Source organism: Fructilactobacillus sp. X8R2C1 (genome assembly GCF_059900955.1).
Genome location: NZ_JBWXVI010000004.1, coordinates 170,835 through 185,350, shown reverse-complemented (window position 1 = coordinate 185,350; position 14,516 = coordinate 170,835). Strand labels below are relative to the sequence as shown.

The following is a 14,516-nucleotide window of genomic DNA, read 5'->3' as shown; positions in this document are numbered from 1 at the left end:
TCGTCTTTTCCTTCAGCAGCATCACCCGTTACACTAGCTTGACTTGGTGTGTAACCAGTAATTTTGGGAGAATTAATGACTGGGTTAGCGTTATCGGCTGGCTTCCAGTCACCCCAAGTAATTGAACCAGTCTTTTCATTCTTAGTCCCCGTTCTAGTAAATGGAACGGTAACAACCTGGTCTTTTGCCATGGTCTTGCCGTTAACATCAACATAGTGAACGGTCACGGTTCCCTTACCACTATTATCAGTTACTGTTGTTAGGGTGTCACTGTAGATAACGGTATGAACATCATCTTTACCTTCAGTGGCATGACCAGTAACCGTTGGCTGATTAGGAGTCATATTAGGAACCTCTGGTGAAGTGATTACTTGATTAGCATTGCCAACTGGTTCCCAGTCGCCCCAAGTAATGTTACCAGTCTCATTATCTCTAGTACCAGTTCTCGTAAATGGAACGCTGACTTGCTTATCTGGTGAAACGGTGTTTCCGTTAGCATCCTTGTAGTGAACGGTAATGGTACCGTGACCACTATTATCAGTCACTTGACTGGTAGCGGGGCCATAAGGGACCTTGGTATCTGAACCTGGATCCGTAATTGGGTATGGATAAGTTCCATCTGGACCTGGTTTTAATGGTTGACTTGGATCATGGGGATCCATTGGAATCATGCCAGGAATATTGGGTAATTGAGGTTGTTGTGCTTTAGTAGGATCGTCTGGTTGCGTTTCGTATGGAACATCATGGGATCCATTGTCAATCGGATTGCCATTGGAATCAACTGGAACTAATTTTCCCAGTTGAGCAACTTGATAATCGATCTTACGGGTTTGTGGAACATAAATTGGGGTAAGAACCACAACTCCATATCCAGGAATATCCCATGAATACTGTTTAGTTGTTGGGTCATAGTTATAACTAGCATCAATATGGTAGGTTGTCTGACCATCACTACCGGGAACAAGGTTTCCGTCTTTATCCGTTAATTGAACACTCATTCCACCATGATCATCAGTTTCAGTATAGGTTACCTCGTAACCTTGTTTCAGATGTGAAACCCACTTAGTCCCAACCACACCAAAACTTGAAATGGTTCCTGTAGCATTTGATGGCTCGGTAGAAATGTAATAAGTGGTGGGAATTTCAGGGGGCATGCCAGTAATATCATATGACTGACCCGCCATTCCAGTGAAATGATGGGTAGCCATGACTTCGCCAGTGTCCTTATTCGTCCACGTAACTGTCGAAGTAACTTTATCTGGAGTATAGGAATTCATAGCTCCAAGATTGGCATCCACTCCGGCTGGGTTATTATAGAACCAGTTTTTTCTGAAAACATACTGTTCAGGATTATCGCCTTCAAATCCCATCGAACTATAGTTATTGCTCCATCTTTTATACTGTATTCCATTAATATAATCGGAGTTATCTACTTCGCCGTCTTGATTAAGAACATAGGTTTTAAGAAGGTTCCCGTCAGCATCAATTTCATTTACATAGACAACTCCGTCACCAGTACGATCAGTTGACCAAACAATCCACTTTACTTTGTTAGTATTGGCAGCATTTTTCACAGTGACAAAACCATACGTAAAGTGATCGGAGTTTGGATCAACCCAAGGAACACCATAAGACTTGTAGTCTGGATCACTAACAGTGATCTTAAATGGTTCAGCAGCAAGATCAGTAGTGGCATTCTTTAGCTGATTCTGGGGATCATTGGTGGCTAAGGCTGCCGCAGTTTGCTTCATGGCTGCTGCTTGATCATCAGTCTTTTGGTTAGCAGCTACCGCAGCGTCTTGTTTATTTGCTGTGTTATCACTTGTAGCTGCCTCCTGGTCAGACTTTTGATCAGCTGATGGGTCCTTTAAGGCATCGGCTTCCTTGTTTGCCACATCATCATTTTTAGTGGCATCAGCTTTTTTATCAGAAGACTGGTCCTGTGATGCATCATTCTTCTGACTTGAAGCATCGTCACTCTTATTGGCGTCTTGGTCTTTTGCTGAATCGGCATTTTGATTGGTAGTGTTGTCATTTTTAGTGGCATCAGCGTCAGCTTGCTTGTCTGATGTGGTGTCATTGTTTTTTGTTATGTTTTGATCAGAGTTTGTTGAATCGGTTTTTTGACTGGTTGTGTCATCACTTTTAGTGGTACTTTGATCGGTTGTCTGATTTTGTGATGAATCGGTTTGCTTAGCTGAAGCGTCATCATTCTTAGTTATGTCTTGAGCAGCAGTAGCATTTTGGTTACTTGCTGTGTCATCACTCTTGGTGACGTTCTGTTCAGCTGCCGGATCATTGGTAGTCTGATTTTGCGGTACTGTTACTTGCTTATCAGACGAATCACTATTTTGTGAATTCATCTGAGCGTTGTTAGTAACGTCCGCTTTCACATTATGTTGGTTAGACATAAGGATTCCGCCTGAAATCCCGGCTGAAAACATCGTGACTGTAATTGCACTGAACAGCCATCGTTTACCAGCTTTATACATCTTATAATGTGTTTTGCTATCACGATTGAACATATAAGTAAAAACCTGCCCTTCTAATTTCAAATTAATCTATACTTACCGGCTAACTAAGCCTGAAGCAATTATTGCACAAATCGAAATTGAATTGAACACAATTGTATTTTACACAACGTGTGTAAAATACTGTCATAATAAGCTTTTATTTAGTCTAACTTCATGTGTCTGGTCCCACATAATACTCATTATGTGTAAATAATCACCAAAAAATGTAATGTTTTTGTAACATTAATACTATATATTTAAAAGCAGTAACAAAACTCACTTTCAATCTAAGAAGTAAGTTAAAAAGTACATAAGTACTTTTGTTTCATGGAAATCACAACTAGCACCCACGTAACTAGTAGATCAGCTAATCAAATTAATTCCACCAGAACAAGTATGTGAAACCTTTAAAAAAATTTAATTTGTTATGTACGATCGAGTCCAAAAATAAGAATACTTCTTGTGATGTACATAAAAACTGATTTATAAAGTTTACATCGGTACTCATGCAGGAAACTATAAAGGATATCATATTATAATTGCTATAATACAATTCACATTCAATGGTCGCTTAATGTGTAAAAAGCCTTAATTATCCAAAAGAGTTAAAACAACTCTCGCTAGTGAGTAACTCTCTTAGAATGATTTATATCAAAATTCTGGAGAAAAATATGGCAACCAATGTAACCAAGGACTTAATCGCAAACGAATTTCTAATTCAAGCTAGTCACAAAAGCATCTTTGATATCAACGTGAAATCACTAACAGACTCGGCTGGCGTATCAAGAAAGTCCTTTTATAATAATTTCGAAAGCATTGATGATTTAATCACTTACATTCAAACCACATTATGCAATCAAATTGACGAAGAATTTAATAAGGAAAGTGATCCAGACGACACCTACGTCAATAATTTGATTAATTGCCTACCGGAGCTTGTGTATAAGTATCGCGATCAGATTCGTGTCCTACTCAAACCAAGCCTCAAGGGGATTTTCATGGCTTTTTTACTGAAAAAGTATAAAAGTAACATTATGAACAACTCACCCAACTTTCACGTTAAACAAAAGATTCCCAAAAATATGATTATGAATCTGCAGGCTCAGGCCTTTTTCTTTATTTTGGAGATGTGGATTACCAGTCCAGTCCCAGAGGCACCCCAATCTTTTGAAAAGAAACTTCGCGAATACTTTCAAGACAATTGATATTATCAACTCACGACACAAAAATACCGTGTCGTTATTAGATTAATAACGACACGGTATTTTATTTTGAACTATTTAATTAATTTACCGGACACAATCAACCGTTTGGTTTCACCCGGATTCCCAGAAGCACACGTGACTAGCGTGATTTCTTTTTGGTTGCCATTATCATTAATCACCGAGATGTCATCTTCAGAGACAATCTTTTTACTGGTAACCTTGTAGGTATACTTCTTACTAGGATTGGAAAGGTAGATTTTCTGTCCGACCTTCGCTTTGGATAGCGGCGAAAACAACACGTTTGGGTCCTTCATGTGATGACCCGCCAGGACGTAGTTTTTCTCCCCCATCTTTTCGTCCATCTTCATCGTCCCGGCTCCAATCGTTAGATCATCGTCGTTTAGCCCCTTAAAGATGGGTAAATCAATGTTTAAGTCTGGAATCTTGATGCGGCCAATTGCGGGCGACTGTTTGGCCTTTTGACTCTTCATAATGGCGTTCTCGTCGACCGCCTTCACGTTACTAAAATCATAATCACCCTTACGTTGATTTCCGCGCTTAGCCTCCTGCTTGGTGATACTGTTAGCCTTCTGTCCGCCTTGGTATCCAACCCACCATGAAGTAATCTGAGAATTAAAGACCAGACCAAGCCCGACAACGACCAGGACCACAATTAGAAGGTTCCAAAAAAATTTTTTCATTTTCCTACCGCCATTTCGTAAACGTACTCCACTACTACATACGCTTATTCTACCTTATTTCTATTTAAAATCTAAAGTTTCGAACTGGCTTTGATAATTCTTATAATATTCTCGGTGGTACGTTCGATGTTTTCGGGTCCCTTTTTAAGGGCCTCTTCCATTGACGTCACTCCGCCTAAGATGTCAATCACCGACGACACTCCAACATCGTACAGGTCACTAATTCCTTCACCGATGTGACCCGTCTCAACGAAGACCGGTTTATGGTATTTCTTGGCTAACTTGGCGACCCCAAAGGGGACCTTACCGAACTTGGTCTGGGCGTCAATACTGCCCTCACCAGTGAGAACGCAGTCGGCGTGCTTAATTTTTTCTTCTAGTCCGACCGTCTGTTCCACAATCTCAATGCCGGGACGCAACTTGGCCTTTAAAAAGACCATCAGTCCGGCACCAACACCACCAGCGGCACCGCTGCCAGGAACGCTTGTAACGTCCATCCCTAATTTATCGTTAATCACGTGCGCATAACTTCTTAAATTATTGTCCAGTTGCACGACCTGACTGGAATTGGCACCTTTTTGGGGACCGAACACCGGCGCCGCACCGCTCTTTCCAACCAGTGGGTTAGTTACGTCTGATGCCACCACAAACTCGGTCTCGGCGATCCGATGATCGAGTCCCGCCACCGAAATGTCGGAGATGCGACCGATTGAGGATCCGTTTGGAATAATGACCTTTCCGTTTTCGTCCATGAACTTGACGCCAAGGGCCGTTGCCATCCCGGCTCCACCGTCAACAGTCGCACTGCCACCGATTCCGATGATGATTTTTTGGGCGCCAAAATCCAAGGCAGCTCTAATCAACTCACCAGTCCCAAGCGTGGTTGTGACCATTGGATTACGACGGTTTTCAGGAATTAACTCCAGTCCACTGGCCTTCGCCATCTCGATGACCGCAGTCTTGCCGTCACCGAGCATTCCAAAGAATGAATCCACCTTTTGACCAGGAATCGGACCATCAACCGTGACGTCAATCTTCCTTCCATGAGTGGCGTCAACCAGCGTGTCAACGGTCCCTTCACCACCATCAGCCATTGGAACTTTATCGATGTGGGCCGACGGATCAACGTTGATAATGCCCGCCGCCATCGCGCCTGCCACTTGTTTGGCTGACATACTGTCCTTAAATGAATCTGGCGCTAAAACAAACCGTAAACTCATGCTCTTCCTCCTTTCGAATCTGTTCATCCATTAAACCGATTATAACGCACAAAAAAAGCACTTCATACACAATGAAGCGCTTTTCTAAGCTCATAATTTACTTGGTAGCTGGGACTACCGGTGCCTGATAGATCGGATATTTCTTAATTTCCACGTAACGGGCACAAACCGGTGTGCTGTACAAGTTCACGCCATCCTTTTGAAACATCTCGAGTTTGGCAATGCGGTCCATGGCGTTCTTGACCACTTCTTCGCCTAGAGTACTTGAAGCGTAACTCAACTTAATGGTCTTGACCTTGTTTTGATCTGATTTAAAAACTAATTCTAAGTTTCTCATGTTCATCCTCCTAATTATTCAGCATCCAAAGTGTCAGTGGAACTCAACGTTGCCTTTTTAAATGAGTCACCGGATAATTCCGCTAAAATCACACCGAACTGCTTGATCTGGTCCTCTGAAACGTTTTGCACCAGGTTGTTAAAGGTGTGTTTGGCGTCAGCGTGACCCTCTCCTGCAAGTGTGTATGTTGCGCTAGTCTTCATCCAATTTCTTTTCATTTTTTCCATCCTCTTCAGTTTATTTTGTTAAGGCAGTTGGCCAACCCCTTACACCTACTAGAAACGAATCAATTGGTAAATGTGTTACCCCAATTGACCTTTTTGATAATGTTCTTTTTCCACTGGTAGAGGGTCTTCCGTGAAACGTGAAGTTCTTTCGCAATTGTTGTCATCGACTGGCCGCGATACAACCGTATAACCAGCTGGTGCTCACTTTCGTTCAATCGGTTCAAGACTTCTTCAAACATGATGCGCGTTTCGACATCTTCGCCGCCATCGGAAATAACATCCAGGTCGGTACTATTTTCAACGTCAATTCTGGAACTCTGCCTAGTTTCCTTCTTTAATAGATCCAAGATGTGCCAGTAAACTTCCTGATAAATGAAATTTAATCGACTCTTATCATCGGTTGGATCACCCGGATAGCGTTGATACGCACTCACAAATGCCAGGCGTCCCTCTGATACCAGGTCCTGATATTGGTCGTAAAATGGTCTGATTCCTAAACGTTTCAGTACGCCAAAAATAACAACCTCGTGGTCGCCTGCCATTAAGAAACGAAACGCTGCTTGCTCGTTATTCATAAAATTGAATCTCCCTATAGTAGTTTGATCCAAAGGCCTTTGTATCAGGAACTAGCATAAGGTGGGATGAGAATCAGCGCCATCCCGGCAAATGGCGGAATTTTGCCGTCAAAAAAGACGCTAGCGAGGCTAACGTCGAGACATCAAATTTAAAGGTGGAATCCATTTTCCACCTTATCGAGATTAATTTAAAAAAAAGTCATTAATAACTGGCACAGTGCTGCCAAAATCAGCGCTAGTAAAATCGCAAAACTGCTCTTGACGGAAAGAATGAACGTCCGTTTTTTGTCCTGAACATGGACAAATTTACGCACATGCAGATAAATTACTGGAATCGTGAACAATACCAGTAACGTACTAACCGGAAGTAGCCGCAACCAGACGGTTACAATTACCATGATATAAGTCACAACATAATTGCCAGTAAAAACCACTAACGACCACTTTTTCCCGATGAAAGACGCTAGGGTATATCGGTTTAACTGGATGTCTTCCTTTACATCACAGAGGTTATTGGCAAGCATGATACTAGCAAGCGGAAACAGAGCGAGTGTGGACACCAAAAGGCCATTTAAAAACAGTTGCCAACTAAATTGTGATACCGGCACGTTTACCATGATGACGGTGTAAGTAATCCCCACTCCCATCGTTAGCGAACATGCCATTTCACCAAAGGGCGTGTGAGAGATTGGCAATGGTCCGCTAGCATACAAATAACTAATAATAAAGCCAATTACACCAATCACTAGTAACCACATCGTGGTCGCAATGAGCAAATAAATGCCCAAGATGGCAGTTAGAAACGCAAAGATCATGGTCGTAATCACTGCCGCTTTAAATGAAATCTTGTTGACCCCTAGTGAATTGGTCTGCTTCCGAAACTTCCTGGCTGCCTTTTTCGAAGTCTTAAGGGCGGAGTGATAATCAGCCAGATTATCCAACGAGTTGGCCATCAGCTGGATTAAAAGACACGCTAGTAACAAAATAATAGAATTAAAGACGTCGACTTCCCCGTAATCATAACTGATAAACATTAATCCCAATAAAAAGGGAATCACGGTTGATACAAGCGAACTCGGTTCCGTTAGGGCAATTAATTTATGAATATTCATTTTAACCTCCGGCTGGATTCGTTAAAGAATCCCGCAAAAATTAATTGGTTAAGAAAAGATGTAACATAGTGAATTTAGTAACAAATGCTAACTATTTACTAAAAATAACTTTTGCTTTGTCAAATCATCTTTTCTAATAAATACTATTATAATAGCACTTTGTCATCATATTTACATAAAACATTTCAGCTCCACTTCATGTTAATTTATAAACAATATGTTAGACTTTCACGCCCTAATCCTGCTATATTGAGTGGCACAGAAAGGAGGAATACCATGAAGCTAAACGAGCTAAGAGACGCCCAGTACGTGATCGATCTCGTCTTGATGTATCAGGATGCCTATATCAAGAAACAACAAAAAGAAAGCCTGTACTCATCGCTTCCAGTATGCGAACTTAACGATCATGAAATCATCCGCTTAAATCCATACAACGTCACCCCAAACTTTAAAGACAAACGCTCAATTTGGGACTTTGTGCCAAATCACAGTCAACTAAACAAAACTGATGATAACTTCCAGGTCCAAACCGACCAGGTCAAAGACCGTGATGAGGCCAACCGACTAGGATTTATCCGCAACCAATTCTTTAAACAGAAGTGCTACAACGGAGTCAACACCATCGGTGACGAGTTTTCAGGAAACATCACCACGGTCTCAGACGACGAGAGCCAGTTCCACGACCTAATTGACAACCCAATCATGTTAGTAGAGTATGCGCTTAGTTTTATCTCCGCGCTTAATCTTTCCAAACTTGAAAACGCCATTGACGACAACGTTGCCTATCACGTCGAACACTACGACTTAGGTCAAGTCTTTAACTTTCAGATTTTTGCCGATGACGACGATTTTAAAATCATCAGTTTTCAATAATTTAATTTTGTAATCACAATTTAATTTCCAGAGACTAGCGCCTACAGACGGGCACTAGTCTTTTTCTTACGGTTCATAGTACCTCATTATGAACTAAAAGTACGTTTAATTTTCTTTTAAAATAATGTATTATTTTTACATATGATCTCAATTAATAATTGGTTCCTGTTAGTATCTTAGATGAATAAATTATTGCGGAGTCTGGTAACTTTTAACAACGGGAGTTCGATTCTTCCCTCTGCACTTAACTACTTATTATGTTTAAATTTTAAAAGTTTAATTACGATCTTTAATATATATGATTTGTACATTCCTCTGGCGGGGCTTTTATAAATAGAAATCATACATAGGTAGTTAATTCCAAAGAGAACTAATCGGAAAGGGACCTTTGATTAATACTTACTTATTAATCAAACCAATTTTCTTATTTTTTCTCTTACCTTAGTCATGGTAGGTCAGCGATGGCTTCGATAATCTGGGTTCGATTCCCAGACTGACCATATTTAACAAAACAATTATCTTAAAAGGAGTATACTTAGAATGTTCTAAAAATTTAGGAGTAGGACCTTGCGCGTTAAGTGTCGGCGGAACGGAATGTGAACGCTGAACGAAAAACTAACAGTTTGCGGTGCTTGGTCCGCATTCGCCACTTTAATTTATGCCAATTTTGGTGGCAGCTCCACTAAGGAGATGTCAGTATGAAGAAAGAATTAGAACATTGGGGGATGCTCCCCCTAAGCACCAAGGGATTAACCTATCTAGCGGTCTTGATGGCCATCAAGATTGTACTAGGTAAGATTCAGTTTCAGACTAGTTATCTGGAGATTGGATTTGGCTTTATTGCCGCCGTATTTATCGCATGGTGGTTTGGTCCGTTCTGGGCCTCCATCTCGGCAGTAATCCTCGATATCCTACAATCCTTTATTAATGGGTACGGCTTTTTCATTGGTTACACTTTTACCGCCGTGTTAGCCGCCCTGATATATAGTTTTGCTTTTTATCACCACCAAAAAATTGGTTGGGTGCGCTTGACGATCACGATGGTAATTGTCACGTTAGTGATTAACGTCTTTTTCAACACCCTCTGGATCTCAATCATGTCCAACACGTCGTTTTTCTATTACCTGCCAATCCGGATTGTCAAAAACATCATCGCAACTCCGATTCAAATCGTAATCCTGTACGTGTTAATGAATAATAGAGTCATTCAGCATATGAAACCAAACGTTTTCAAAAGTAAATAATTAATTGGTTAATAAGGACCCTCAAAGTTAAAAACTTTGGGAGTCCTTTTTAGATTCTAAAAAAGCCACTATCATTTGATAGTGGCTTAAAATTTATCTATTTTTATTTAACGCGGTGTTTTAAATCACGAAGAGCCAAAGCTAAAGCAGAACTAATGAAGCCTAGTCCAATGAGTTCTAAGAAAGTAGAAGTCTTTTGTCCGGTTTGTGGCAAAACGTGCTTATTTTTCTTAACGCTCTTTTGGTTGGATTGATTAGTTGCTTGAGGAGCTCGCTTACCTTGGGGCTTCATAGTCATTTGATGACCAGCATTAGTGTTTGAAGGTTGATTTTGATTATTTAGTGAAGTAGAAGTGGTTGTTTGCTTACCTCCATTGGCGATCTCACTAGTCTGATTTGTTGACTGATTAGCAGCAGTTGAACTCTGACCTTCGTTACCAGGAACTGATGGAATTTGATCAGAAGACTTTGAAACGTGGTCACCATGATTGTCTGGGGTTACCGACGATCCACCGTTATTTGTTGGTTGATTTGGAGTAACTTGACTACCACCGTTATCATTTCCACCTTCGTTATTTGGCGTGCTTGGATTTTCACCATTTCCATCATTGTTGTCATGATTTTCTGGATTAGATGGTTGATTACCACTACTGTTGTTTCCGGATTCGTCAGGGTTGGTAGCGTTCTTAGCCAAAACCGTTACTGGGACAAAGAAGGTTTTACCGTTGGATGCACTAATGGCCACTTGGTACTGACCCGGTACCTGATTGTTAACCTTGGAAGTATCCACTTTAGTAATTGTTGCGGGTGTGCCGTCTTCGTTTGTGGCAGTAGCTCCATACGCTGCGGCGTCAGTAGGAACGTTGTCACCAGCATAGATGGTAATTCCATGAGCGGTAATGTTGGCCTGGTTAGCCAGAACCGTTACGGGTACGAAGAAAGTCTTGCCGTTTGAAGCAGAAATCGTAACTTGGTATTGACCTGGCACCTGATTATTAACCTTCGAAGTATCAATCTTGGTAATTGTTGCTTTGGTACCATCTTCATTTGTGGCAGTGGCACCGTAAGCTGCTGCATCAGTAGGAACACTGTCACCGGCGTAAATTGTGATGCCGTGGGCGGTAATGTTAGCTTGGTTAGCTAAAACTGTTACCGGTACGAAGAAAGTCTTGCCGTTTGAAGCAGAAATCGCAACTTGGTATTGACCTGGCACCTGATTATTAACCTTAGATGTGTCTATTTTGGTAATCGTGGCTTTAGTGCCGTCTTCATTGGTGGCACTTGCACCATAAGCTGCTGCATCGGTTGGCACCTTGTTGCCAGCATAGATCGTAATGCCGTGAGCCATGATGTTAGCTTGATTTGCTAAAACAGTGACCGGAACAAAGAACGTCTTGCCATTTGAGGCAGAAATTGCGACTTGATATTGTCCAGGAACCTGGTTGTTAACTTTCGAAGTATCAATCTTAGTAATCGTTGCTTTAGTACCGTCTTCGTTAGTCGCACTGGCACCGTAAGCTGCTGCATCGGTTGGAACGTTATCGCCAGCATAAATGGAAATGCCGTGGGCAGTGATGTTAGCTTGGTTAGCTAAAATCGTTACCGTTACCGTCATACTTTGACCATTGGAGGCCGTGATGGTTACTGGATACTGACCTGGCACCTGATTGTTAACTTTCGAAGTATCAATCTTGGTAATCTTTGCGGGAGTTCCATCTTCGTTAGTTGCACTGGCACCGTAAGCTGCGGCATCGGTTGGTACATCGTCGCCGGCATAGATTGAAATGCCATGAGCGGTAATGTTAGCTTGATTAACCAAAACTGTTACCGGAACAAAGAAGGTTTTACCGTTGGAAGCAGAAATCGCAACTTGGTATTGTCCGGGTACTTGGTTATTAACTTTCGAAGTATCAATCTTGGTAATCTTTGCGGGAGTTCCATCTTCATTAGTTGCAGTGGCACCGTAAGCTGCGGCGTCGGTTGGCACATTGTCACCAGCGTAAATGGTGATGCCATGGGCAGTAATGTTGGCTTGATTTGCTAAAACAGTGACCGTAACCGTCATGCTTTGACCATTTGAGGAAGTGATGGTGACTGGGTATTGTCCGGGAACCTGATTATTAACTTTTGAAGTATCGATTTTGGTAATGGTAGCTTTGGTGCCATCTTCATTGGTAGCCCCAGCGTTATAAGCTGCAGCGTTGGTTGGAACAGCATCACCAGCGTAAATAGTAATTCCCTGAGCATGAATTGAGGATTCATCTTTAACTGGATTACCCCAAACCCATGTTCCGGGATGAGCTTCACCGTTGGTTAATTCATCTGAAGACAAGGCGTTTTGACCAGGAATCACGTGGCCATTGGCGTCGACTTGAACCCAACCAGCGTATTGACTAGGAACCGCTGGCAAATGAGAATCCAACAAACCAGTTTCATTACCTAACTTGAGCTCACTTAAACTTTTATCGTTTGCAAGCATGTCAGTCGTGTTAGTGGTTTGGGTATCAAAGTTAGAAAGATCCAAACTTTTAAGGTCAGAGCAGTTGGCAAACATGTTACTCATCGATGTCACGTTACTGGTGTCCCAATTGTGAAGGTCTAGTTGGGTTAGAGCATTATCATACTGAAACATAAAGTCCATGTTTTTCACGTTACTGGTATCCCAGTTGGTAATTCCACTTAGGTCCGTGATGCTTTGATCACCGTTAAACATGTAACTCATGTCAGTTGCTTTACTAGTATTTAAGTTTGAAAGACCTTTAATGTTGAAGCCGTCAGTTAAAACACCGGTTCCGCAGAACATATAGGACATGTTAGTAACATTTTGCGTATTAAAATTACTTACATCCAAATTTTCTAGTCGATAATTTGATTGGAACATACTCTGCATATTTTGAGCACTACTGGTATTTAACTTGTCTAGACCAACAATCTCAATTAATGATTGGTCATTATTAAACATGTTCATAAAATTCGTAACGTGTGAAGTATCAATACCACCAAGATTGACGTACTGAAGTTGACTACCATATAGATTGTCTGTATGTGCATCAGTAAAGAGAAGTGCTCCAATGTTGGTTACCTTACTGGTATCTAGTCCAGTTAAATCAATTGATTTCAAAGAGTGATTGTCCAAAAACATGTTACTCATATTCGTACAATTCGACATATCAAGATTAAAGAGATTTTTATAATCTTGAACACTACTCCATCTGGCAAAGAGACCGTTGGTATCATCAACAATTACCTTGGAATTAAAGACAACGTGTTGAACGTTATAGTAGTTATTACTCAACCAATTATCATAGGAAAATTCATTACCTAAGTCTCCACCATCATTGAATGACAAAGTGCCAGTGTTGTAGTCGTACACGTACTTAGCAGAACCCCAGGTCCCCTGTTGCGTCTGGTCAGCTAATTGAACGTTTTTGACTGGTTGAGCGTTAAATTGAACAGCTTGGTTATTTTGAACGTTGTTAGCAACTGAATTAGCTTGATCATCAATCTTTTCAACTGGTTTTGGTTCTGGATTCGTTGGAGCAACTGCCGCTTTATTTTGGTCCACCTGTGGTTGGTCGGCCTTTACCGGGTTAGTTTGCTGCTTCACACCCTGGTTATCAGCGTTTTGATTGGTAGCCGGTTGATCGGTTACTTGTGATTTGTCGGGCTGAGCATTTGAAGCATCAGTCGTTTGATTATTAGTTTGGTCCTGGTTCTGTTTAGCAGGCTTAGCAGTTGATTGACCATCATTTTGCTGGTCATTTGGTTGAGCGACTGCTGATTGATCGTTACCATTTTGGTCTTGCACTGATGGAGTAACGGTGTCATTTTGAGTCGTTTGTGATTCTGCTTGCGCATTATTTGCTGTAGGTTGACTCGATTGATCATCTGGCTGCTGTTCGTTAGCAGTCGGTGCTTTATCAACCTGAGTTTGATTATTAGTTGTCGTTGGGGCAGCTTTAGTAGAATTTACAGAAACTGCGCTACCTGCTGCTTGTGCATCGGTTTTCACATTATTTGCAGCCGGTTGAGCGGTGGTATCAGCACTTACTCCGACGGCTAAGCCCGAAACGGTAGCAAATGTCACCAGCCCGGCGACCATCCACCGTTTTCCCGCTTTATACATTTTGAAATGTTTCTTTGGATTACTTAACATAAAAACTCCTCCCACTCCATTTAAAAACACGCTTTGTGAAGTAATAATAATTATAATCACGGCAATTAAGGTCCATTACCAATCAAGCAATTAATTAATACTTCACAAGAATAACGTGGATTGAACAAAGTTAACGAAGTATTTTATGAATAATTTATCCAAAATTAAAATAATAAGTTAAGAAATACGTAGGATAGCACTAGTTTGCGTACATCATCACAATTTAAACGATTTTAAAATATATGTTACATAACATAATATTTGTAACTTTTAGTGTTGCTTGTAGGTAATTTGTGAAAAATAATTATGTGATTTCCATAATAATTTAATAATCATTATTCGATTATAATCGC

Annotated in this window: 11 protein-coding genes and 1 riboswitch; of the genes, 3 read left to right on the top strand and 8 right to left on the bottom strand. The window is 41.1% G+C overall.

Annotation, left to right across the window (positions count from 1 at the left end; genetic code table 11):
- On the bottom strand, positions 1–2,525 hold a 2,525-nt coding region (locus tag AC6UD6_RS05750; RefSeq protein ID WP_500696006.1), incomplete at its 3' end, for a mucin-binding protein.
- Positions 2,526–3,184: 659 nt separating this feature from the next.
- Between AC6UD6_RS05750 and AC6UD6_RS05745 the strand changes: the two genes are divergently transcribed.
- Positions 3,185–3,718: a hypothetical protein gene (locus tag AC6UD6_RS05745; RefSeq protein ID WP_500694586.1), complete on the top strand. Its 534-nt coding sequence runs from the start codon at positions 3,185–3,187 to the stop codon at positions 3,716–3,718.
- 71 nt (positions 3,719–3,789) lie between these two features.
- On the opposite strand, the gene AC6UD6_RS05740 is transcribed toward AC6UD6_RS05745, so the two are convergent.
- From AC6UD6_RS05740 to AC6UD6_RS05715, 6 genes are all read right to left on the bottom strand, one after another.
- A complete protein-coding gene (locus AC6UD6_RS05740) occupies positions 3,790–4,419 on the bottom strand; it encodes a class A sortase (protein WP_500694587.1) in 630 nt (209 codons plus the stop codon).
- A gap of 71 nt (positions 4,420–4,490) precedes the next feature.
- Positions 4,491–5,639 (bottom strand): glycerate kinase, encoded by a 1,149-nt coding sequence (locus AC6UD6_RS05735; protein WP_500696005.1) that lies wholly within the window; start codon positions 5,637–5,639, stop codon positions 4,491–4,493.
- 97 nt (positions 5,640–5,736) lie between these two features.
- Positions 5,737–5,976 carry a DUF2922 domain-containing protein gene (locus AC6UD6_RS05730; RefSeq protein WP_500694589.1) on the bottom strand — a complete coding sequence of 80 codons (240 nt, stop codon included), beginning with the start codon at positions 5,974–5,976 and terminating at the stop codon, positions 5,737–5,739.
- Positions 5,977–5,990: 14 nt separating this feature from the next.
- Positions 5,991–6,194, bottom strand: a complete 204-nt coding sequence (locus AC6UD6_RS05725) for a DUF1659 domain-containing protein (RefSeq protein ID WP_500694590.1) — start codon at positions 6,192–6,194, stop codon at positions 5,991–5,993.
- A gap of 68 nt (positions 6,195–6,262) precedes the next feature.
- Entirely contained in the window at positions 6,263–6,778 is a 516-nt protein-coding gene (locus AC6UD6_RS05720; protein WP_500696004.1) for a sigma-70 family RNA polymerase sigma factor, read from the bottom strand.
- 188 nt (positions 6,779–6,966) lie between these two features.
- Complete coding sequence (locus tag AC6UD6_RS05715; protein ID WP_500696003.1) at positions 6,967–7,890, bottom strand: prenyltransferase; 924 nt, start codon at positions 7,888–7,890, stop codon at positions 6,967–6,969.
- 276 nt (positions 7,891–8,166) lie between these two features.
- Here AC6UD6_RS05715 and AC6UD6_RS05710 point away from each other — a divergent pair, with 276 nt between their 5' ends.
- Positions 8,167–8,763: a hypothetical protein gene (locus AC6UD6_RS05710; RefSeq protein ID WP_500696002.1), complete on the top strand. Its 597-nt coding sequence runs from the start codon at positions 8,167–8,169 to the stop codon at positions 8,761–8,763.
- A gap of 553 nt (positions 8,764–9,316) precedes the next feature.
- Positions 9,317–9,414, top strand: a riboswitch (THF riboswitch).
- 47 nt (positions 9,415–9,461) lie between these two features.
- Complete coding sequence (locus AC6UD6_RS05705) at positions 9,462–10,007, top strand: folate family ECF transporter S component (RefSeq protein ID WP_500696001.1); 546 nt, start codon at positions 9,462–9,464, stop codon at positions 10,005–10,007.
- Positions 10,008–10,110: 103 nt separating this feature from the next.
- Here the strand turns inward: AC6UD6_RS05705 and AC6UD6_RS05700 are convergent, their stop codons facing one another.
- Entirely contained in the window at positions 10,111–14,163 is a 4,053-nt protein-coding gene (locus AC6UD6_RS05700; protein ID WP_500696000.1) for a BspA family leucine-rich repeat surface protein, read from the bottom strand.
- Positions 14,164–14,516: the final 353 nt, after the last annotated feature.

What these genes read in the sequence shown, in the direction of transcription:
- AC6UD6_RS05745 (WP_500694586.1), top strand. Translation starts at nt 3,185, where the DNA reads ATGGCAACCAATGTAACCAAGGACTTAATCGCAAACGAATTTCTAATT.
- AC6UD6_RS05740 (WP_500694587.1), bottom strand. Translation starts at nt 4,419, where the DNA reads ATGAAAAAATTTTTTTGGAACCTTCTAATTGTGGTCCTGGTCGTTGTC.
- AC6UD6_RS05735 (WP_500696005.1), bottom strand. Translation starts at nt 5,639, where the DNA reads ATGAGTTTACGGTTTGTTTTAGCGCCAGATTCATTTAAGGACAGTATG.
- AC6UD6_RS05730 (WP_500694589.1), bottom strand. Translation starts at nt 5,976, where the DNA reads ATGAGAAACTTAGAATTAGTTTTTAAATCAGATCAAAACAAGGTCAAG.
- AC6UD6_RS05725 (WP_500694590.1), bottom strand. Translation starts at nt 6,194, where the DNA reads ATGAAAAGAAATTGGATGAAGACTAGCGCAACATACACACTTGCAGGA.
- AC6UD6_RS05720 (WP_500696004.1), bottom strand. Translation starts at nt 6,778, where the DNA reads ATGAATAACGAGCAAGCAGCGTTTCGTTTCTTAATGGCAGGCGACCAC.
- AC6UD6_RS05715 (WP_500696003.1), bottom strand. Translation starts at nt 7,890, where the DNA reads ATGAATATTCATAAATTAATTGCCCTAACGGAACCGAGTTCGCTTGTA.
- AC6UD6_RS05710 (WP_500696002.1), top strand. Translation starts at nt 8,167, where the DNA reads ATGAAGCTAAACGAGCTAAGAGACGCCCAGTACGTGATCGATCTCGTC.
- AC6UD6_RS05705 (WP_500696001.1), top strand. Translation starts at nt 9,462, where the DNA reads ATGAAGAAAGAATTAGAACATTGGGGGATGCTCCCCCTAAGCACCAAG.
- AC6UD6_RS05700 (WP_500696000.1), bottom strand. Translation starts at nt 14,163, where the DNA reads ATGTTAAGTAATCCAAAGAAACATTTCAAAATGTATAAAGCGGGAAAA.